The following is an 18,742-nucleotide window of genomic DNA, read 5'->3' as shown; positions in this document are numbered from 1 at the left end:
CCGGCGGGGGGACCAGTGATGGTCCCCCGGCCGGCCCCAGGACCCCCGTTTCAGACCCCAAGACTTACAACCCTGAGAGGGATTGACGCATAGTGCTCGACGTCAACTTCTTCGACGAGCTCCGGATCGGTCTGGCCACCGCTGACGACATCCGTCAGTGGAGCCACGGCGAGGTCAAGAAGCCGGAGACCATCAACTACCGCACGCTCAAGCCCGAGAAGGACGGACTCTTCTGCGAGAAGATCTTCGGTCCGACCCGGGACTGGGAGTGCTACTGCGGCAAGTACAAGCGCGTCCGCTTCAAGGGCATCATCTGTGAGCGCTGTGGCGTCGAGGTGACCCGCGCCAAGGTGCGCCGTGAGCGGATGGGCCACATCGAGCTTGCCGCTCCCGTCACCCACATCTGGTACTTCAAGGGCGTTCCGTCGCGTCTGGGCTACCTGCTCGACCTCGCCCCGAAGGACCTCGAGAAGGTCATCTACTTCGCGGCGTACATGATCACGTACGTCGACGACGAGCGCCGCACGCGTGACCTGCCCTCCCTGGAGGCGCACGTCTCCGTCGAGCGCCAGCAGATCGAGAACCGTCGCGACTCCGACCTGGAGGCCCGCGCCAAGAAGCTCGAGACCGACCTGGCCGAGCTGGAGGCCGAGGGCGCCAAGGCCGACGTGCGCCGCAAGGTGCGCGAGGGTGCCGAGCGCGAGATGAAGCAGCTGCGCGACCGCGCGCAGCGCGAGATCGACCGTCTCGACGAGGTCTGGAACCGCTTCAAGAACCTCAAGGTCCAGGACCTGGAGGGCGACGAGCTCCTCTACCGCGAGCTGCGTGACCGCTTCGGCACGTACTTCGACGGCTCGATGGGTGCCGCGGCGCTGCAGAAGCGCCTGGAGTCCTTCGACCTGGAGGAGGAGGCGGAGAAGCTCCGCGAGATCATCCGTACCGGCAAGGGCCAGAAGAAGACCCGTGCGCTCAAGCGCCTCAAGGTCGTCTCCGCGTTCCTGCAGACCGCGAACAGCCCCAAGGGCATGGTTCTCGACTGCGTGCCGGTGATCCCGCCGGACCTGCGTCCGATGGTGCAGCTGGACGGTGGCCGCTTCGCGACCTCCGACCTGAACGACCTGTACCGCCGTGTGATCAACCGCAACAACCGTCTGAAGCGTCTGCTCGACCTCGGTGCCCCCGAGATCATCGTGAACAACGAGAAGCGGATGCTCCAGGAGGCGGTCGACGCCCTCTTCGACAACGGCCGTCGCGGTCGCCCGGTCACGGGCCCCGGCAACCGTCCGCTGAAGTCCCTCAGCGACATGCTGAAGGGCAAGCAGGGTCGATTCCGTCAGAACCTGCTCGGCAAGCGCGTGGACTACTCCGCGCGTTCCGTCATCGTCGTCGGCCCGCAGCTCAAGCTGCACCAGTGCGGTCTGCCGAAGGCCATGGCGCTGGAGCTCTTCAAGCCGTTCGTGATGAAGCGCCTGGTCGACCTGAACCACGCGCAGAACATCAAGAGCGCCAAGCGGATGGTCGAGCGCGGCCGCACGGTCGTGTACGACGTCCTCGAAGAGGTCATCGCCGAGCACCCGGTCCTGCTGAACCGTGCGCCCACGCTGCACCGCCTCGGCATCCAGGCCTTCGAGCCCCAGCTGGTCGAGGGCAAGGCCATCCAGATCCACCCGCTCGTCTGCACCGCCTTCAACGCGGACTTCGACGGTGACCAGATGGCCGTCCACCTGCCGCTCTCCGCGGAGGCGCAGGCCGAGGCCCGCATCCTGATGCTGTCCTCGAACAACATCCTCAAGCCGGCCGACGGCCGCCCGGTCACGATGCCGACCCAGGACATGGTCCTCGGTCTGTTCTTCCTGACCACCGACGGCGAGCTGCGTGACACCAAGGGCGAGGGCCGCGCGTTCGGCTCCACGGCCGAGGCGATCATGGCGTTCGACGCCGGCGAGCTGGCGCTGCAGTCGCAGATCGACATCCGCTTCCCGATCGGCACCGTTCCGCCGCGCGGCTGGGTTCCCCCGGTCGCCGAGGAGGGCGAGCCGGAGTGGCAGCAGGGTGACTCGTTCCGCCTGCGCACCTCGCTGGGCCGCGCGCTCTTCAACGAGCTGCTGCCCGAGGACTACCCGTTCGTCGACTACTCCGTCGGCAAGAAGCAGCTCTCCGAGATCGTCAACGACCTCGCCGAGCGCTACCCCAAGGTCATCGTGGCGGCGACGCTCGACAACCTGAAGGCGGCGGGCTTCTACTGGGCGACCCGTTCCGGCGTGACCGTGGCCATCTCCGACGTCGTCGTTCCCGAGGCGAAGAAGGAGATCGTCAAGGGCTACGAGGCGCAGGACGAGAAGGTCCAGAAGCAGTACGAGCGCGGTCTGATCACCAAGGAAGAGCGCACGCAGGAGCTCATCGCGATCTGGACCAAGGCGACCAACGAGGTCGCCGAGGCGATGAACGCGAACTTCCCCAAGACGAACCCCATCTTCATGATGGTTGACTCGGGTGCCCGAGGAAACATGATGCAGATGCGGCAGATCGCCGGTATGCGTGGTCTGGTGTCGAACGCCAAGAACGAGACCATCCCGCGTCCCATCAAGGCGTCCTTCCGTGAGGGCCTCTCCGTCCTCGAGTACTTCATCTCGACGCACGGTGCCCGTAAGGGTCTCGCCGACACCGCCCTGCGTACCGCCGACTCGGGTTACCTGACCCGTCGTCTCGTGGACGTCTCGCAGGACGTCATCATCCGCGAGGAGGACTGTGGCACCGAGCGCGGTCTGAAGCTGCGGATCGCGGCCAAGGACGAGGCCGGTGTCCTGCGGAAGACGGACGACGTCGAGACCTCCGTGTACGCGCGGATGCTCGCCGAAGACGTCGTCGTCGACGGCAAGGTCATCGCCCCGGCCAACGTCGACCTGGGTGACGTGCTCATCGACGCCCTCGTCAACGCGGGCGTCGAGGAGGTCAAGACCCGCTCGGTCCTGACCTGTGAGTCCGCCGTCGGTACCTGTGCGTTCTGCTACGGCCGTTCGCTCGCCACCGGCAAGCTGGTCGACATCGGTGAGGCGGTCGGCATCATCGCCGCCCAGTCCATCGGTGAGCCCGGTACCCAGCTGACGATGCGTACCTTCCACACCGGTGGTGTGGCCGGTGACGACATCACCCAGGGTCTGCCCCGTGTCGTCGAGCTCTTCGAGGCCCGGCAGCCGAAGGGTGTCGCCCCGATCTCGGAGGCGGCCGGCCGCGTCCGCATCGAGGAGACCGAGAAGACCAAGAAGATCGTCGTCACCCCGGACGACGGCACCGACGAGACGGCGTACCCGATCTCGAAGCGTGCCCGTCTGCTCGTGGGCGAGGGCGACCACGTCGAGGTCGGCCAGAAGCTGACCGTGGGTGCCACCAACCCGCACGACGTGCTGCGCATCCTCGGCCAGCGTGCGGTCCAGGTCCACCTGGTCGGCGAAGTCCAGAAGGTCTACAACTCGCAGGGCGTGTCGATCCACGACAAGCACATCGAGATCATCATCCGGCAGATGCTGCGCCGCGTGACGATCATCGAGTCCGGCGACGCGGAGCTGCTTCCGGGCGAGCTGGTCGAGCGCTCGAAGTTCGAGCAGGAGAACCGTCGTGTGGTCACCGAGGGCGGTCACCCCGCCTCCGGCCGTCCGCAGCTGATGGGTATCACCAAGGCCTCGCTGGCGACGGAGTCCTGGCTGTCGGCCGCCTCCTTCCAGGAGACGACCCGAGTCCTGACGGATGCGGCGATCAACGCCAAGTCCGACAGCCTCATCGGCCTCAAGGAGAACGTCATCATCGGTAAGCTCATCCCGGCCGGTACGGGTCTGTCCCGCTACCGCAACATCCGGGTCGAGCCGACCGAGGAGGCCAAGGCCGCGATGTACTCGGCCGTCGGCTACGACGACATCGACTACTCGCCGTTCGGTTCGGGCTCCGGCCAGGCCGTGCCGCTGGAGGACTACGACTACGGTCCGTACAACCAGTAAGCGAGTCGCTTGAACGGAGGGCGGTCACCCCGTGCGGGGTGGCCGCCCTCCGGCGTTTTCCGGCCCGGTGGCGCGGGCCGGGGAGGGGCTCAGCGCGCCGTCATCTGCCAGGCGGCGACCAGGGTCGTCGCCACGGCGGCCAGCGCGCCGACGCTGGCGATCGGCCAGCGGGACCGTTCCAGCGCGTCGAGCCGGGCCTCGTGGTCGGCGAGCTGTTTGTCGGTCTGGTCGCTGCGCTGCACGAGCAGCGCGAGGGAGCCGTCGACCCGGGCGAACCCGGCCTCCAGGGTGCCGCGGAGGCGTTCGAGTTCGAGGGCGACGGCGACGGGGTCGTTCGGGTCAGGCTCGGTCATCGGCCGCCGCCTCCTGGGTGGTGCGCAGCCAGGAGGGCAGCAGGGTCTGTACGGCGGGTACGGCCATGACCCGGCTGAGCGCGCCGGCGACGCCGAGGGCTCCGGCGACCCAGGGGAGGGTCTCGGGCAGACCGGCGGCGTCGACGATCGCCGGCAGGACGACGGCGATGCCGACCGCGGTCTGGAGCACGGTGCGGGCCGTGCGCTTGGCGGCTTCGGACATGGGTGGTTCTCCTTGCGTGGGGGTGGGGAGGGCGAAACCAGGGGCGGTGGCCGCTGGAGGAGGCGGGGCTACTTCACGTACGGGACCTTGAGCGCGTTCCAGGAGACGGCGCCCGGCCAGCCGTCGGCCTCCGCGCCGGAGAAGCCGAGCTTGCGCTGCCAGGCGGCGTACGACTGGCGGTCCGCCTCCGACCAGCGGGGGCCCGGCCCGACCCGGTAGCGGCCGCAGCCCTCGGCGACCAGCCGGCGGCCCATCGCGGTGACGACGGGGGAGCTCGGGTTGGTCCGGAAGAAGGCGGCCCCGGGGAAGGGCTGGTGGCGCGGGGTGGCCGGCCGCGCGGGGGCCGGCTTCGGGGCCGGGGCGGGAGCGCGGCCGAGGCGGCGCTGCACCCGGTCGCGCATGCCCGGCATGCCGAAGCCGCGCGGGTCGCTCTTCCAGTCGGACCACTCGGAGTGGCCGATGACGGACTTGGCGCCCCAGCCGTGGGCGCGGCAGAGCGCGGCCGACACCCGCTCGATGGCGTCGAGCTGCTCGGCGGGCCACGGGTCGGTGCCGTTGCCGAGGTTGACGCACTCGAAGCCGTAGAAGCGGGAGTTGCCGTCGACGGCGCCGGGGCTGCCCTGGTGCTCGCGCGGCAGCGGCGGCCGTACGCCGTACGTCTCGCTGATCACGGCCTGGAGCACGGACGGGTCGCCGCCGCCGGCGTGGTTGGCGCGGCCGGAGCCGACCAGGTGCACGCTGCCGTCCTTGGCGATCACGCCGTGGCAGAGCGGGCCGGGGAGGCCGGCGTAGCCGTCGTAGCAGAGGGAGACGCTGTTGGCGGTGCCGCTGGAGACGGTGTGGTGGATCATCACGCCGACGACCGGGCCCCAGGCGCCGGCCTGGTTGCGGTGGTGGTGGCGCCAGCCGTCGTGCTCGACGACGGTGACGCCTTCGGCGCGGAGCGCGGCGACGAGCCGGTCCGCGGAGAGGGGGGCTGCCATCTGGGACCTCCGGGCGGGGGGTGGGCATGGAAAAACCCCGGCCGCTCGTCGGCACGGGGTGGGTGGGGGCGGCGGGTGCCCGGTTACGGCGCGGGCGTCGGCACCGGCTCGGGCGTCGGCACCGGCTCGGGCTCCGGGTCCGCCGGTGCCCAGTGGGCGGCCAGCGCGGCGTACGCCGCCCGGCGGGACTCGAAGTCGGCGAGCGCGGCGGCCACCGCGCGCTGCACGGCGGTCGGGTCGGGCACGACCGGCAGGCCGCCCTGGCCGAGGACCGTGACCAGGCCGGAGCCGCGCAGCGCGGTGTCGTCCGCGCCCCTCTCGGTCACCTCGACGGAGACGTACACCGGCGGGTACTGCCCGGTGACCGGGTCGCGCTGGAGGGTGGGGCCGAGGCTGTTGTCGTGCACGCGGACGTGCAGGGCGTGGCCGGCCTCCTCGACGGTGGCGCGGCCCGCGTAGTCGATGGCCACGCCCCACGGCTGGGTGGGATCGATGTTCATGGCGTACTCCTCGTACGGTTCCGGGAGGGCATCAGGTCTGCATGCCGTGGATGAGGGCGGGCTGGGCGTAGACCGTGCCGCTGGTGGTGGTGACGACGGCCTGGATCTCGATCGTCATCGTCTGGCCGAAGCGGGTCTTCATGTCACCGGGGAGCAGACCCGTGTGGTCGTAGGTGGTGCCGGCGGTGACCGTGGGGCCGAAGGGGACGCCGTCGACCAGGACCCTCACCTGGCCGGAGGCGCCCGAGGAGGCCGCCGTGTTCACGGCGAGCCGCAGCTTCGGCTGCCAGATCGGGTTGGAGCACCGGGCGATGGTGGTGAAGGCGGCGCTGGTGGTGGACGGCCACTTGGCCGGGTCGCTCGCCAGCGGCGGCATCAGCGGGAGCCACGGCCGGGCGAGACCGCCGGTGAGGATGTCGTCCGAGAAGACCTCGTGGCCGTAGCCGTCGTACACCCGGAACAGCGGGCGGGTGATCGTGACGCTGCCGGTCGTGGGCGGGGGACGGAACTCGTTGACGGCGGGGCGGGTGTTCACCGCGGTGGACAGAGCCTTCAGCCGGCGCTCCATCTGGTTGAGCCGGTCGATGATGTCCTCGGGCAGCTGGGGCATCAGGCCTCCTCAAGGTAGAGCTCGGCGGTGTCGGGTCGGCCCCGCTCCGGGGGAGTGACCTTGACGCCGATGATGCGGTAGCGGGTGTCGAGGCCCTCGGGGAACCACTCGTCGGTGATGCGGATGCGGGCCATGCGCCCGAGGAGCGCGGGCGGCACGATCCCGCCGAGGTGGATGCTGATCGCGGGGATCACGACCGTGCCGCGGGCGTCTTCGAGCTCGCGCTTGGCGAGCGAGTCGAGGGTGAGGGTGTCGGTGACCTCGTTGTGGTCCGAGGACAGGTCGATCAACGGCCAGCCCTCCGCGAGCAGTTCGCTCGCGTACTGCTGGGTGGAGGAGATCGGCCGGGACTCGGCGGCGGCGTTGGAGTTGGTCGAGGCGCCGCGGGCCAGCGAGGTGGTGCCGCCGCGGGTCGCGTCGTACGGGAAGGAGTAGGACAGGATCGAGCCGGGCCGGTCGAAGACCAGGTCGGCCGCGCCGTTGACGATCTTGGGTGAGCCGAGCCTGAGCTGCCGGACCCGCCGGCCGTCGCCCGGGTCGCGGTAGACCAGGATCTGCTGCTCGAAGCCGTTCTCCAGCGCGGCGAGCTGGTCCAGCGCCTCCAGGTAGACGGTCTCGTCGCCCTTGCGCCAGGCGGCGGTCCGCAGGCCCTTCTCGTCCGGGGACTTCTCGTCGCCGAAGGTGATCCCGAGGCGGCGCGGCTCCTTGCCCTCCTCCGGCGGGACGGTGGGGTCGTCCTGGAGGTCGAGCTCCCGCCACAGCCGGCGCGCGATGTCCAGCTGGTCGGTCGGCGTCGTGAACGTGATGTCGGTGCGGATCCGGCGCCGGCTCGCGTACGAGTCGAAGGTCGCGGCCTGGATGCCGAGGGTCAGCACCCCGCGGCCGCTGGACTGCAGGGTGGCGGTCCACACGATGCCGCCCCACCACAGGTCGCCGCCGCGCTCCAGGTAGACCGCGGTGCGGCCCTCCCGGACCTTCTTCACCCGGTCGGCGATCTCCTTGTTGGGGATCGGGATGGTGCCGGAGAGCGAGCCGGCCTTGCCGATGTAGTCGTCGATGGCGACGTCCCGCAGGGGCAGGATGTCGAGCGTCTGGTCGGTGAGCAGATCGCAGAAGATGGCCCGGTAGGGCGTGTCGATACTCATGCGGCGGCCCTCACTGGACGTAGGTGGCGGAGATGCGGATGCTGCGGCCCGCCGTCAGCACGCCGTTCGCGGACCAGGTGCGCAGCGTGACCTCGCCGCCGATGACGACCGCGGCGCTGCCGTGGCCGTAGCCGTCGCTGGCCGTGGCCTCGAAGTTGATGGCGGGGCGCCAGCCGGCGGGCAGGACGCACAGGGGCTCGTCGACGATGCCACCCGCGGTGCTGGCGGTGATGTCGGGGCCGGTCCGGCTGACGTTGATGTTGAAGGTGACGACCCCGTGGGTCCGGCGGGCGGAGAAGTACCCCACCGACCAGTTGGCGAGCGCCTCGACGCCGGTGGTGGTGGTCTCCACCTTCACCGGCGGCTGGTAGTCGGCCCAGGCGGAACCGTTCCAGCGCTGGAGGACCCCGGCGTTGTCCCGGTACTGGCCGGTGTAGCCGCCGGTGGAGAGGGAGCCGCTCGGGGCGATGCCGCCGATGTCCTTCGGGTAGCCGACCCAGGCCGTGCCGTCCCAGCGCTGGAGCTGGCGCGCGTTGTTGTTGTCCTGGTACTGGCCGGGGTACGAGCCCGGCACGGTGGCGTTGTTGTAGACCGGCAGGATGCCGCCGACGCCGACCAGCGTGGTGCGCAGGTCGGTGACGGAGCTCGTCCACGGGATGCCGCCGGTGCCGGCGGAGGCACCGGCGGGCACCCGGACGTGGAACAGGGGCAGGGACGTGCCCGGCGCCTGCGGCGGCTCCGGCACGGCCTTCGGCTGCCCCTGGATGATCTCGACGGTCGCCTCGCTGCGGGTCTGGCCGTCGGACTCCGCGTCGTACACGCGCAGCAGGACCAGGTCGATGCGCGGGTTCAGCGGGTCGCCGTCGCCGAAGGTGAGGGGCGTGTCCGCGTCGAGCGTCACCGGGTACGCGCCCTGGGCGCCCGCTCCCTGCACGACGGCGCGGCCGTGGGACAGGTTCGCGGCCATCGGGCCGACGGAGGTCAGGGAGTAGCCGCTCACCCGGTGCACGCCGGTCGGCGAGCCCGGCAGGATGCCGGAGCGGGAGGCGATCGGGTTGACCGGGGTGGTGGCGCCGAGGGCGGTGAGACGGGTGGTCGCCCGGGTCTGGCCGGTGGGCTGGAGCCAGCCGCTGCGCAGGGCCATGGTGTCTCCTCTCAGAGGGGTGGGCGGCCGGTCAGAACTGCGGGTCGACGCGGATGAAGGTGTTGTCGAACCCGGCCTTGACGCCCGCCGTGTTGGCGACGACGCGGAAGTAGGCGGTGAGCGTGTAGCTGAGGCCGGGGGTCAGGCCGGTCAGGCGCCGCGTGGTGGAGGTGGAGATCATGTTGTCGCTGGCGCACTGCGCCGCCCACTCGTCGTCGAGGTCCTGGACCAGGGTGGTGCCCTGGGTGAGCCGGAGCGCCATGAACGCGTAGAGGTCGTTGCGCGACCTCATCCGGGCGCCGAAGGTGACGATGACGTTCTTCGACGGAGGGGCGGTGAAGGTGAGGGAGAACGGGTTGTACGTCCGCCCGGCGAGCGTCGAGGTGTACGTGCTCGACGTGGTGTCGCCGAAGTCGCTGGAGTCGTTGAAGTACGGCCCCGGCAGGACGGCCGGCTTCCACGTGGCGCCGTCCCAGCGCTGGAGCCAGCCCCCCGGGTTGTCCCGGTACTGGCCGACGTAGCTGCCCGTCACGTTCCCGGCGCTGGCCGGGACGATGCCGCCGACGGCCTCCGGGTACGCCACCCACGCGCCGCCGTCCCAGCGCTGGAGCTGGTTGTTGGCGGTGTCCTGGTACTGGCCCGGGTAGCCGCCCGGCAGGACCGGGCCCTCCACGGGCAGGATGCCGCCGATGGAGACGACCGGGGTGCGCATGTCCTTCAGGGCGCTCGCCCAGTTGATGCCGCCGGTGCCCGCGCTGGCGGTGGCCGGGACGGTGACCTCGTACAGGGCGAGCGAACGCGGCGGGACGGCCGGCGGGTTGGGGCTGCCGGGGGTGCCCTGCACGATCTCGACCTTGGCCTCCTGGCGCTGCTGGCCGTCGTAGAGGTTGTCGTAGATCCGGATGACGATCAGGTCCTTGCGCACCTGGCCGGTGCCCGGGGCGAAGGTGAGCACCTGGGGGGTGGTGAGGGCCACCGGGTAGACGCCCTGGGAGATGTCGCCCTGGACGACCGCGCGGCCCTCGTGGACGGTCACCGACATGGCGGCGGTGCCTTCCGTCCAGAAGCCGGCCAGGCGGTGGAGACCGCCGTAGGAGCCGGGCAGGATGCCGGAGCGGACCTGGACGGGGTTGACGGGCGTGGTCGCGCCGATCTGGTTGAGGCGGGTGTCCTCGCGGGTCTGGCCGGTCTCGGCGACCCAGCTGTGGCGCAGGTTCATGGGGTTCTCCGTTCGGGAGTGCGGTCGGGACGTGGGCGGGCGGGGCAGGCGTGGATCAGGTGCGGGGCCCGGGGGATCAGGTGGGTGCCCCGGCGGGTCAGGCCTTGATCCACTCGGCGTGCAGCGTGCAGCCGTAGCCCGAGCCGCCGAGCGTCTTCACGGCGGCGGTGTGCGACTGGTAGCCCTGCAGCTGGAGGGTGACGCCGGCGTTGAGCCTGATCAGGCCCTGACCGCCGACGGTGACGGCACCGTTGCCGGCCGGGATCAGCCAGGTCAGCCGGGGCTGGCCCGTGCCGCCGATCAGGACGCGGGCGCCGCGCATGCCGGTCTGGGCGTCGTTCTGCCAGGTGACGTGGCCGCCGATGCGCCACCAGCCGGTGCGCGGGACGGTGTACGTGTGCGTGCCGTTCCAGCCGGTCGCGTCGTCGACCTCGACGGTCGGCAGGGTGATCGCGGTCCAGGTGTTGGACGCCACGGTCTGCTGCTGGGTGGACAGGTACTGCGTGGCTCCGAACAGGATCTTCGCCGTGCCCTCGGCGTACTGCCAGGCCGCGCCGTCCCAGCGCTGGAGGCCCGCGGTGCCGTCCCGGTACTGGCCGGTGTAGCCGCCGGTGGCCGTCCCGCTCGGGGTGATGCCGCCGAGCGCCTTCGGGTACGAGACCCAGGTCGTGCCGTCCCAGCGCTGCAGCACGCCTCCGGCGTCGCGGTACTGGCCGACGTACGCGCCCTTGAAACCGCTGGTGGGCATGATGCCGCCGAGCGCGACGACCGGCCAGTGCTGGGTGGTCACCTGGGTGCCGGTCCCGGTCCAGGTGATGCCGCCCGTACCGGCGGAGGTGCCCTTCTTCACCGTGACGCTGTAGAGCGGCAGGGTGCTGCCGTTCGGGCTCGTCGGCGCGACGGGAACGGCCGCGGGAACGCCCTTGACCAGGCGGATCGCGGCCTCGGTGGTGCCGGTCTTGTCGTACGGGTCGTCGAGGACGACCAGTTCGATCAGGTCGATGCGGTCGTACTGCGCGTTGCCGTCCTCGATGGTCAGCGTCTCGGGCGTGACGGCGGCGACCAGATAGGCGCCCTGGTTGGTGTCCTTGCCCTGGATGATCGCCCGGCCGGTGCCGATCGTGCACTGCATCGGCGCCGACCCGGTGAGCTGGAAGCCGCCCGGCAGGATGCCCGGGCGGGAGCGCAGCGGGGTCTCGAGTTCGCTCTGGCCGCTGGGGGTGAGCAGGGCGGCGAGCGTGAGGCGGGTGTCCTCGCGGGTCTGGCCCGTGGACTGGAGCCAGGCGGCCCGTACGGTCATGGTTCTGGCCTCTCGGTGGGAGGGAGCGGGGGGCGGGGGTTGCCGGGTCGGGCGGGGGCTACCGGGTCACCACTCGGCGCTGCGCCAGTGGACGGTCATCACGGCTTCCGGAGCCGCCGAGTCGGGGCGGAAGGACAGCTCGGTGCGGCCCGGGTCGAGCGTGAACAGCTCCTCCGGGCTGGAGTCCGCCATCGCGGTGTGGCGGCGGGAGGCGGTGTTGTTGAGCATCACCGTGCCGTTGGCGGTGTCGACGGTGAGCTGGTCGCCGGCGGCCAGGTCGATCGCGTACCGCAGGCGGCGCCGGCTGGTCCGGTCGGTGACGCTCGGCATCGAGCACGGGCCGCGGAAGACGATCACCGGGTGGGTGGCCGCGGAGCCGGAGTTCTCGGCGACCGCGTCGCCGGTGGACGTGGCCTGGCCCCAGTCGAGCGGCCAGGTGAGCGGCCAGGTCAGGCCGCTCTCGGGCTGCGGGGCGCCGGTGGAGACGGACTGCTCGTTGACGGAGTAGCGCCGCGGGTCGGCGGCCAGCCACTGGATGGACATCTTCGAGCTGCCCTGGGTGGCGAAGCCCTGGTCGGCCGGGACGACCCGCTGGGCGATCCGGGCGCGTACGGCGAGGAGTTCGCCGTGCAGCCGCACGGTGAGCCAGCGCTCCTCGTCGAGCAGCGCGAGGGACTGGCGCAGCGCGCGCAGCGCCTCGGGCACGCCGTTGTACTCCGGCGTCAGGACGACGGTGCCGCCGACCTTGCGCGGCTTGGCGTAGCGGGAGCCGGGCCAGGCGCCGTGGGAGGTGGGCCGTTCGGCGTCGGAGGAGTCGTACTCGGGCAGGTCCTCCCAGCCCTGGAGGCCGCTGCGGTCGACGGCGAACGGCGTACCGGGCCCGATGAGGAGCCCGGCCCACTGGATCTGCCCGTCCTGGGTGATCAGTGAGCCGGGCGCGAGGTCGGCGGTGAGGGTGCTTCCGGCGTATGCGGTTGTGGTCTCGGCCATGGGGCCGTCACCTCACTTCTGAGGGGGTGGGAGGAGGAGCGGGGCGGGTGCGCGGGCGTCAGCGGTGGGCGCCGGGGAGGGGGAGCGGGGCGCGGGCGTCAGCAGTGGGCGCCGGCGAGGAACAGCAGGTCCTCGGCGACCGCCCGGGGGCCGGCTCCCGGCTCCTCGTGGAACTCCCGGATCCGGTGCGGCCGGCGCGGCGGCTCGGTGATCGCCGGAACCCGGCGGGACTCCAGGACGGTGAGCGGGTCGATGCGCGGCGCGGAGTCGGCGCCGGGGAAGACGACACCGCCCTCGGCGAGCATCGGGATCTTGTCGATGTCGACGCCGAACTTCTTGCCGAGGATGTTGACGCTCAGCTTGTTGAGGCCGTCGATGATCCAGTTGGCGAAGGCGATGAGACCGTTGATCGGGCCCTTGACGACGCCGATGACCGCGCTCAGAGCGCCCTTGATCAGATCGCCCATGCCGCGCAGGGCCCTGGCGACGGCGTCCTTCGCGTGCCGGAAGAAACCGGGGATCTTGTCGGTGATGAACGTCAGGACCGGCTTGACCGCGTTCTTGACGGCGCCCATCGTGCGCGAGGCGATCCCGCGCATGGCCCCGGCGGCGGAGGAGACGGCGCTCCCGATCCTCCGGATGCCGTCGATCGCGGAGCCGATGCCCTTGAGCGCGGCCTTGAACAGGGCGAGGTACGCCTTGACGTACGTCCCGACGGCGGTCCCGATGAGCGTGACGATCGGCCGGAGGAACGCCCAGACGGACTGGAAGCCCTTCAGTACGGCCTGGAAGACCTGCTTCATGATCTTCTGGCCGGTCTCGGACTGCATCGCGTACTCGATGAGCCAGGCGGCGACGGGCACGAGGATGCCGACGAGGAAGCCGATCGGGTTGGCGCGCATGGCGACGTTGATGCCGGTCATGGCGACGGAGGCGACGGTCGTGGCGGTGCCGAAGGTGCCCATCAGACCGGTGATGACGTCGGTGACGGGGAGCAGCGGCAGGAGGACGGCCACGAGGCCGCCGACGCCGGCGGCGAGCTTGCCGAAACCGGTCCTGGCCTTGCGGGCCCGATCGCCGAACGACCGGATGCCCTTGGGCGCGGGCGCCCGGCCGATCTTCGCGGCGGCGGCGCCCGCGGAGCCGGCGTTCCGGCCGAAGGTGCGCACGGGGCCCACGGTCGTCCGGGCTCCGTCCCGCAGGCGGTCGGCGCCGGAGGCGGCGCGCTGCACCTTCTGCCGGAGTCGCCGCAGGGTGTCGGATGCCTGCCCGGCGTTCCGCCCGAAGGCGGAGAACGCGCCGGCGCTGCCCGCGAGCGGATGCAGGGGCATCGCCGCCGCGCTCATCCGCGTGCCTTCGCCAGGTACATCAGCGCGTCCGCCGTGGACTGCGGGTCACTGCCCCGGGCCGCGTGGTAGTGCTCGATGTGCAGCCCGGCGCCGGCGCCCTTGCGGCCCGGCACCTGCGCCGACATGCGGGCGCGGCGGGCGGTGAGGGCGAGCAGCCGGTCCAGCTTGGACAGCGGCAGGACGGCCTCGGCCTCGCCGGCCTCGGCGAGGATCGCCGGGACACCGCCGGAGCGCGGCATGACGACACCACCGGTGGCGAGCATCGGAATGGTCGGGATGTTCACGCCGAAGGTCTTGCCGCCGACGAGCGGCACCCAGCCGGGGACGCTGACCTTGACGCCGTTGACGGCACGGATCATCCGGTTGATCAGGCCGATGACGGCGTTGATCGGGCCCGACACACCGCTCTTGATGCCCTCGAAGGCCCGGGACGCGATGTCCTTGAGGCCGTTCCAGATGGAGGACATCTTGTCCTTGACGGCCCGGAAGGCGTTCGGGATCGCGGTCTTGATCCAGTTCACCACCGGGGTGATGACGGCCTTGATGCCGTTCCAGACGGTACGGATCACCGTCTTGATCGCGTTCATGACCGTGGTGATGACCGTCTTCCAGATCTTCACGTAGGTCTTGATGACGGTGGCGACCGCCTTGACGACGGTGGAGATGGCCTTCTTGATGCCGTTCCACACCGTCTTGATCAGCTGGCCGGCCTTCTTCATGATCGGGCCGACGGCCTTCATGACCGAGCTGATCACCGTCTTGATGGCGCTGAAGGCCTTCTTCAGGATCGTCTGCATGGTCTTCGAGCGCGTCGCCATCTCGACGACCTTCTCGATGAGCGGCATGAAGAGCTCGATCAGGCGGGCCAGGAAGTTGCCCTTCATGGACTTGTTGAGCTTGTCCTGGCCCTTGGCGGCCTTGCCGGCGCCGGATTCGTACCTGCCGAGCTTGCCACCGGCGGACTGCCCGGTCTGGCCGGCCTTCGCCATGGACCGCTCTGCCTGGTCCGAAGCCGTCTTGAGGTTCTTGAGTTCTTTGGCGGACCCCTGGGCCGCGCCCTTGATGCCGCCGAGGTTCTTACCGGCCGACGAGGCGCGCTGACCGAGGGTCTGCGCGGCGCGCTCGGCGGTGTCCGAAGCGGATTTGAACTGGCGGAGGGAGCCGGAGGAATTGTTCAGGGAACGGACGAGTGACATGCACGTCCACCTCTGCTAACGGGGATTCGGGTGAGGGGGGGAGGAAGGAGGGGGCGGTCACCCCAGCGCGGCTCTCAGCAGGTCCACCTCGGCGCGGAGCCTGGTGATCCGGTTGGTGGTGCCGGTGACGGAGGAGTCGTTCGGTACGTTCTGCACGGCCTGACGGACGTTCCGGTCCCGGAGCTCGAGCTTCTCGACGCGCTTGTCGAGGAGACGCAACTTCTTGCGCGAGTCCATGACGAGCGGACGCAGCCGTCCGACGGTGGTTTCGAGCTGCTGGAACTGGAGTTCGCCCTTGTGTGCCGCAGTGCGCCACTCGCCGCGCCAGCTGGGGCGCCAGCGGTTGGCGACCCAGTTCCGCACTCCTGAGGCGGCCCTCAGGGCCAGCCGCTTGACGCGTTCGGTGACGTCGAAAATGGCGAGGTCCAGCTTGAGGAAGGTCAGACCGGTGACGAGTCCCATGAACTCCGGGGTCTTGTACCACTCGATCTGCGGCTTCCAGGTCATCTCCCCGGCTGCTTCGATTTCCTTCTTGACGTACGCCTTGAGGCCCTCGTCGTAGTTCTTGAAGGTCTTCGGGATCTTCCCCTGCTGGTCCTTCTCCTCAAGGAGGAAGCTGAAGGACTTGGGGTCCAGCCTCTCCTTGATCTTGCCGAGGAGCTCGTTGTCCGCCTTGGTCATGTCCGTGCGGAGGGTGGCGATCATCTGCTCGGGAGTCTGGTCGCTCACGGTTTCTCCCTTCTCGAAAGGGCTTCGCCTTCCGTTGGGCGCCGTGGACGAGTCAGGCCCCTGCCGGAGCGGCAGGGGCCTGGTCGTGCGAGGCGCGTGGGGGCGGGCGGTTACGACCCGCGGCGCACCGAGGCGAGGGCGTCGTTCCAGCCGGCTGCGTACGCGGCCGCCTCGCGCTGGTTGACCTCGGCGTACAGCGTGCCGAGCAACGCTCTCTTGTCGAGCGCGGCGGGTCCGTTCAGGAGCTGGGCGAGGCGGTCGTGAAGTGGGACATGCGGTCGCGATGCCTCGGCCTGCTGGGTCATGGACGCCTGCCTTCCGGTTGCTTGCCCGTGCGTGCGTGGCGGCGCCGCAGGGTGAGGCGGGGGCACCACGTTTCGAACTTGTGTGCGAACAGATTGTGGAACACCTGTTCGAGGTTTGTCGAGCCGGATACCTCTGACGGCGTGTCTTGTCGTCAACTCCCCGTGGGGGTTGGCCCCTGAGGGGCGCTGGTGTTCGACCGGGTACTCTGGAGGATGCGCTCCCCAGGCCTGACACAGTCGGGGAGCGGCGGGGCGCGAGGGGCGCGCGGGGGAACCCTGGGGGGCTTGGAAGGCAGTGCAGACGCATGGACACGGAGCCGGGCGGTAACCGGCAGGAGCGGGTCGTCGACTGGCTCGAGTCCCATCCGGACCTGCCCCATCTCTTCGCACGGCTCGCCGAGCTGGTCCACGTCGCCGGCCACGCCCCCGAGGACATCGTCGTGATCCCCCGCGCCGAGGTCGACCGCCGCGAGACCGCCGCGTTCACCGCCGGGTGGGCCGAGGCCGTCTCCGACGAACTCCCGCGCATACGGCGGGAGTACGAGAAGCGCGTGGCCGACGCGTACGCCCAGGGGCAGGGCGACGCGCGGGGCATCCGCCGCCCGCAGCGGCGTACCGACGCCCAGGACGGGGCCGGGGCCCGGGTGATCCCGCTGCCCTTCGCCCGGCTGCTCGAACCGCCGGCCGCGGTCGTGCGGGCCGAGGAGCGGGTGCGCCGGGAGCGCGAGCTGTTCGAGCAGCGCTCCGAGCACAGGTACGCGCCGGATGCGGAGGCGGAGCCCGAGTCGAAGCCCCTGCCGGAGCCCGCGCCCGAGCCCGTACGACCGCCGGAAGCGAAGGCGAAGCTGAAGGCGAAAGCGGAACCGGAACCGGGACCGGAGCGGCGGCCGGACACCGCCGCCGAACCCACCACCGACGCCGAGGCCGAGGCGGAGCAGAGCCGTACCCGGCGCACCGCCCGGCCCGTCCGCAAGGTCGTCCGCGGCAAGGGCGGGCGGCCCATCGTGCCGCCGCTCGACCACCTCCCCGCGCAGGACGCGCGCGCGGGCGCACGGGGGCGCCGCCTCTCCGAGCGGGCCAGGGCCCTGGAGGAGGATCTGGCCGCCGAGCGAGCACGGGAAGCGCCCCCGGAGCCCGCTCCCTGATACGGGAACGGGCTCCGGGGGCCACGGGGGCACCGGCCGAAGCCGCGTCGACCTCGGACGTCAGCCGAAGAAGCGGGCGAGCGCGGCGGGCGAGACCGCCCCGCCGGCGCCTTCCTCCGCCGCGGCGCCCTCGGCCGGCTCCTCGGCGTCCTCGCCCTTGGTGCCGGGACGCGGCACCGGCTTCGGAAACTCCGGCTGGTCGTCGTCCTCGCCGGTGTTGACGCACTGGAACATCCAGTTGGCGACGGCCAGGTGGTCGACCGCGGCGGCGAGCAGATGGTCGGAGACCGACCACTCCGCCGCCTCCCCGTGCAGCGCGCGCTGCACGGCACCGTCGTGCGGAAGGTTCTTGACCAGCACCATCAGCCGCCGACTGGACAGCTCCCCGCGGTGCCAGTCCAGGAGGTCGACGCTGTAGTAGCGGAGCAGGTCCGCCTCAAGGGCCTCGGCGTGTTCGTCGACGAACTCGACGAGGCTCAGTCTTCCCCCAGGCCGAGCCCGGTCTCCTTGCCGTAGGCCTCGAGGATCGCGGCGACGTCCTGCATCGTGATGTCGTGCTCCTCGAAGCGGGCGTACTGCTCCTCGCCCATCAGGAGTTCGAGCAGGCCGTCCACGTCGTTGTCGTCGAGCCGCCGCAGGGCCTTGGCGGTCGTGCGGGACAGCTCGGTCGGGAGCGTGTAGGACTCGCCGTCCAGCTCGAAGGACCAGGTGCGGCCGTGGGCCTCCAGTCGCTGGGCGCGAGCGGCGTTGACGTCGAAACGGGCCATGGTGTGCGTACTCCTTGTTCGCGTGGTGCGTGCGCGTGGGTGATGAGGAGAGGGGGTGGGGCGGGACGGCGGTGCGCCGTCCCGCCCCGGTGGGGATCCCGTGCGGGTCGGATCAGACCGCGGTGCCGTACTGGCTGTCCTTCATGAGGAAGGTCGCCAGGGGCTTGCCGTTGCCGTTCGACATGGCCGTGAAGGTGATGCCCAGGGTGGACGCCGCCTTGCGGGCCAGCTTGATGTCGTCGGAGGCCGTGACCTGGCCGCGCGGGATGATGAAGCGGTAGGTGACCGCGGTGGTGCCACCGGCCTTGACGTCGGTGAACTCCAGGCCGAGGGCGCGCACGTCCGCGTACGGACGCTCGGCGATGTCGTACTTGTAGGTGTCGACCGCCGGGGCGGCCTCCGACTCGACCTTGCCGCCGCCCATGAAGAACGGGAGCGTGCTCTCGTTGAACTGGAGCATGGAGAACTTCAGCGAGAGGTCACGGGCCGAGTAGATGTAGTGGATCGGGGAGACCGACTGCCACGAGTCGATGGCCTCCAGCTTGTCCTTCTTGGAGAAGGTGACGCCGTCGCCGGTGGTGAAGCCGAGGTCGGTCCACCCCGACCAGTCGGCGGCGGACTCGCCGGAGCCGAAGGCCGGGAGGGCCGTGCCGGCGTTGGCCACGTAGAGCTTGCCGACGCCTGCGACGCGGATCTCGGCCGAGTTGTTTCCTGCCATGGTGGGGTTCTCCTTGATGAGAGGGGTGGGGGCGCCGCCCCCGGCCCGGAGGGGTTCCGGTCCCGGGTACGGCA

Annotated in this window: 19 protein-coding genes; 2 read left to right on the top strand and 17 right to left on the bottom strand. The window is 70.8% G+C overall.

Annotation, left to right across the window (positions count from 1 at the left end):
* The first annotated feature begins 92 nt into the window (after positions 1-92).
* The gene (locus tag ACWDVG_RS07235; RefSeq protein ID WP_451696981.1) at positions 93-3,992 is read left to right on the top strand and encodes a DNA-directed RNA polymerase subunit beta'; all 3,900 of its coding nucleotides are present in this window, start codon (positions 93-95) and stop codon (positions 3,990-3,992) included.
* Positions 3,993-4,081: 89 nt separating this feature from the next.
* On the opposite strand, the gene ACWDVG_RS07230 is transcribed toward ACWDVG_RS07235, so the two are convergent.
* From ACWDVG_RS07230 to ACWDVG_RS07165, 14 genes are all read right to left on the bottom strand, one after another.
* Positions 4,082-4,345 (bottom strand): hypothetical protein, encoded by a 264-nt coding sequence (locus ACWDVG_RS07230; RefSeq protein ID WP_451696979.1) that lies wholly within the window; start codon positions 4,343-4,345, stop codon positions 4,082-4,084.
* Entirely contained in the window at positions 4,332-4,568 is a 237-nt protein-coding gene (locus tag ACWDVG_RS07225) for a hypothetical protein (RefSeq protein WP_451696978.1), read from the bottom strand. The genes ACWDVG_RS07230 and ACWDVG_RS07225 overlap by 14 nt, the downstream gene beginning before the upstream one ends.
* Positions 4,569-4,636: 68 nt before the next feature.
* Positions 4,637-5,551: a peptidoglycan-binding protein gene (locus tag ACWDVG_RS07220; RefSeq protein ID WP_451696977.1), complete on the bottom strand. Its 915-nt coding sequence runs from the start codon at positions 5,549-5,551 to the stop codon at positions 4,637-4,639.
* An 83-nt stretch (positions 5,552-5,634) separates the two neighbouring features.
* Positions 5,635-6,051, bottom strand: a complete 417-nt coding sequence (locus tag ACWDVG_RS07215; protein WP_451696975.1) for an ATP-binding protein — start codon at positions 6,049-6,051, stop codon at positions 5,635-5,637.
* Between the two features lie 31 nt (positions 6,052-6,082).
* Positions 6,083-6,661, bottom strand: coding sequence for a hypothetical protein (locus ACWDVG_RS07210; protein WP_451696973.1), 579 nt, complete (start codon positions 6,659-6,661; stop codon positions 6,083-6,085).
* Positions 6,661-7,806, bottom strand: coding sequence for a hypothetical protein (locus tag ACWDVG_RS07205; protein ID WP_451696971.1), 1,146 nt, complete (start codon positions 7,804-7,806; stop codon positions 6,661-6,663). The genes ACWDVG_RS07210 and ACWDVG_RS07205 overlap by 1 nt, the downstream gene beginning before the upstream one ends.
* 10 nt (positions 7,807-7,816) lie before the next feature.
* Positions 7,817-8,950: a hypothetical protein gene (locus ACWDVG_RS07200; RefSeq protein ID WP_451696970.1), complete on the bottom strand. Its 1,134-nt coding sequence runs from the start codon at positions 8,948-8,950 to the stop codon at positions 7,817-7,819.
* Between the two features lie 31 nt (positions 8,951-8,981).
* Entirely contained in the window at positions 8,982-10,169 is a 1,188-nt protein-coding gene (locus ACWDVG_RS07195; RefSeq protein WP_451696968.1) for a hypothetical protein, read from the bottom strand.
* 97 nt (positions 10,170-10,266) lie between these two features.
* Entirely contained in the window at positions 10,267-11,469 is a 1,203-nt protein-coding gene (locus tag ACWDVG_RS07190) for a hypothetical protein (protein ID WP_451696966.1), read from the bottom strand.
* A 66-nt stretch (positions 11,470-11,535) separates the two neighbouring features.
* Positions 11,536-12,459, bottom strand: coding sequence for a phage distal tail protein (locus ACWDVG_RS07185; RefSeq protein WP_451696964.1), 924 nt, complete (start codon positions 12,457-12,459; stop codon positions 11,536-11,538).
* 98 nt (positions 12,460-12,557) lie between these two features.
* The gene (locus tag ACWDVG_RS07180; RefSeq protein ID WP_451696962.1) at positions 12,558-13,790 is read right to left on the bottom strand and encodes a tape-measure protein; all 1,233 of its coding nucleotides are present in this window, start codon (positions 13,788-13,790) and stop codon (positions 12,558-12,560) included.
* 11 nt (positions 13,791-13,801) lie between these two features.
* Complete coding sequence (locus tag ACWDVG_RS07175; RefSeq protein WP_451696960.1) at positions 13,802-15,004, bottom strand: phage tail protein; 1,203 nt, start codon at positions 15,002-15,004, stop codon at positions 13,802-13,804.
* A 57-nt stretch (positions 15,005-15,061) separates the two neighbouring features.
* Positions 15,062-15,733, bottom strand: a complete 672-nt coding sequence (locus ACWDVG_RS07170; protein ID WP_451696959.1) for a hypothetical protein — start codon at positions 15,731-15,733, stop codon at positions 15,062-15,064.
* Between the two features lie 110 nt (positions 15,734-15,843).
* Positions 15,844-16,038, bottom strand: a complete 195-nt coding sequence (locus tag ACWDVG_RS07165) for a hypothetical protein (protein ID WP_451696958.1) — start codon at positions 16,036-16,038, stop codon at positions 15,844-15,846.
* A 305-nt stretch (positions 16,039-16,343) separates the two neighbouring features.
* Here ACWDVG_RS07165 and ACWDVG_RS07160 point away from each other — a divergent pair, with 305 nt between their 5' ends.
* On the top strand, positions 16,344-17,183 hold the full coding sequence (locus tag ACWDVG_RS07160; RefSeq protein WP_451696956.1) for a hypothetical protein: 840 nt from the start codon (positions 16,344-16,346) through the stop codon (positions 17,181-17,183).
* Positions 17,184-17,243: 60 nt separating this feature from the next.
* Here the strand turns inward: ACWDVG_RS07160 and ACWDVG_RS07155 are convergent, their stop codons facing one another.
* From ACWDVG_RS07155 to ACWDVG_RS07145, 3 genes are all read right to left on the bottom strand, one after another.
* The gene (locus ACWDVG_RS07155; protein WP_451696954.1) at positions 17,244-17,546 is read right to left on the bottom strand and encodes a hypothetical protein; all 303 of its coding nucleotides are present in this window, start codon (positions 17,544-17,546) and stop codon (positions 17,244-17,246) included.
* A 113-nt stretch (positions 17,547-17,659) separates the two neighbouring features.
* Positions 17,660-17,950, bottom strand: coding sequence for a hypothetical protein (locus tag ACWDVG_RS07150; RefSeq protein WP_451696953.1), 291 nt, complete (start codon positions 17,948-17,950; stop codon positions 17,660-17,662).
* A 112-nt stretch (positions 17,951-18,062) separates the two neighbouring features.
* A complete protein-coding gene (locus ACWDVG_RS07145; protein WP_451696951.1) occupies positions 18,063-18,668 on the bottom strand; it encodes a phage tail tube protein in 606 nt (201 codons plus the stop codon).
* Positions 18,669-18,742 lie beyond the last annotated feature (74 nt).

It is taken from the genome of Streptomyces sp. NPDC003327 (genome assembly GCF_053589515.1).
Note: the sequence above shows the minus strand (reverse complement) of the source record. Positions and strands in the feature narration are given on the sequence as shown.

Excerpts from the sequence above, each read along its gene's own strand:
- ACWDVG_RS07175 (WP_451696960.1), bottom strand. The coding sequence starts at position 15,004 with ATGTCACTCGTCCGTTCCCTGAACAATTCCTCCGGCTCCCTCCGCCAG.
- ACWDVG_RS07230 (WP_451696979.1), bottom strand. The coding sequence starts at position 4,345 with ATGACCGAGCCTGACCCGAACGACCCCGTCGCCGTCGCCCTCGAACTC.
- ACWDVG_RS07205 (WP_451696971.1), bottom strand. The coding sequence starts at position 7,806 with ATGAGTATCGACACGCCCTACCGGGCCATCTTCTGCGATCTGCTCACC.
- ACWDVG_RS07155 (WP_451696954.1), bottom strand. The coding sequence starts at position 17,546 with ATGGTGCTGGTCAAGAACCTTCCGCACGACGGTGCCGTGCAGCGCGCG.
- ACWDVG_RS07215 (WP_451696975.1), bottom strand. The coding sequence starts at position 6,051 with ATGAACATCGATCCCACCCAGCCGTGGGGCGTGGCCATCGACTACGCG.
- ACWDVG_RS07150 (WP_451696953.1), bottom strand. The coding sequence starts at position 17,950 with ATGGCCCGTTTCGACGTCAACGCCGCTCGCGCCCAGCGACTGGAGGCC.
- ACWDVG_RS07185 (WP_451696964.1), bottom strand. The coding sequence starts at position 12,459 with ATGGCCGAGACCACAACCGCATACGCCGGAAGCACCCTCACCGCCGAC.
- ACWDVG_RS07200 (WP_451696970.1), bottom strand. The coding sequence starts at position 8,950 with ATGGCCCTGCGCAGCGGCTGGCTCCAGCCCACCGGCCAGACCCGGGCG.
- ACWDVG_RS07220 (WP_451696977.1), bottom strand. The coding sequence starts at position 5,551 with ATGGCAGCCCCCCTCTCCGCGGACCGGCTCGTCGCCGCGCTCCGCGCC.
- ACWDVG_RS07145 (WP_451696951.1), bottom strand. The coding sequence starts at position 18,668 with ATGGCAGGAAACAACTCGGCCGAGATCCGCGTCGCAGGCGTCGGCAAG.
- ACWDVG_RS07225 (WP_451696978.1), bottom strand. The coding sequence starts at position 4,568 with ATGTCCGAAGCCGCCAAGCGCACGGCCCGCACCGTGCTCCAGACCGCG.
- ACWDVG_RS07165 (WP_451696958.1), bottom strand. The coding sequence starts at position 16,038 with ATGACCCAGCAGGCCGAGGCATCGCGACCGCATGTCCCACTTCACGAC.
- ACWDVG_RS07160 (WP_451696956.1), top strand. The coding sequence starts at position 16,344 with ATGGACACGGAGCCGGGCGGTAACCGGCAGGAGCGGGTCGTCGACTGG.
- ACWDVG_RS07195 (WP_451696968.1), bottom strand. The coding sequence starts at position 10,169 with ATGAACCTGCGCCACAGCTGGGTCGCCGAGACCGGCCAGACCCGCGAG.
- ACWDVG_RS07190 (WP_451696966.1), bottom strand. The coding sequence starts at position 11,469 with ATGACCGTACGGGCCGCCTGGCTCCAGTCCACGGGCCAGACCCGCGAG.
- ACWDVG_RS07180 (WP_451696962.1), bottom strand. The coding sequence starts at position 13,790 with ATGCCCCTGCATCCGCTCGCGGGCAGCGCCGGCGCGTTCTCCGCCTTC.
- ACWDVG_RS07210 (WP_451696973.1), bottom strand. The coding sequence starts at position 6,661 with ATGCCCCAGCTGCCCGAGGACATCATCGACCGGCTCAACCAGATGGAG.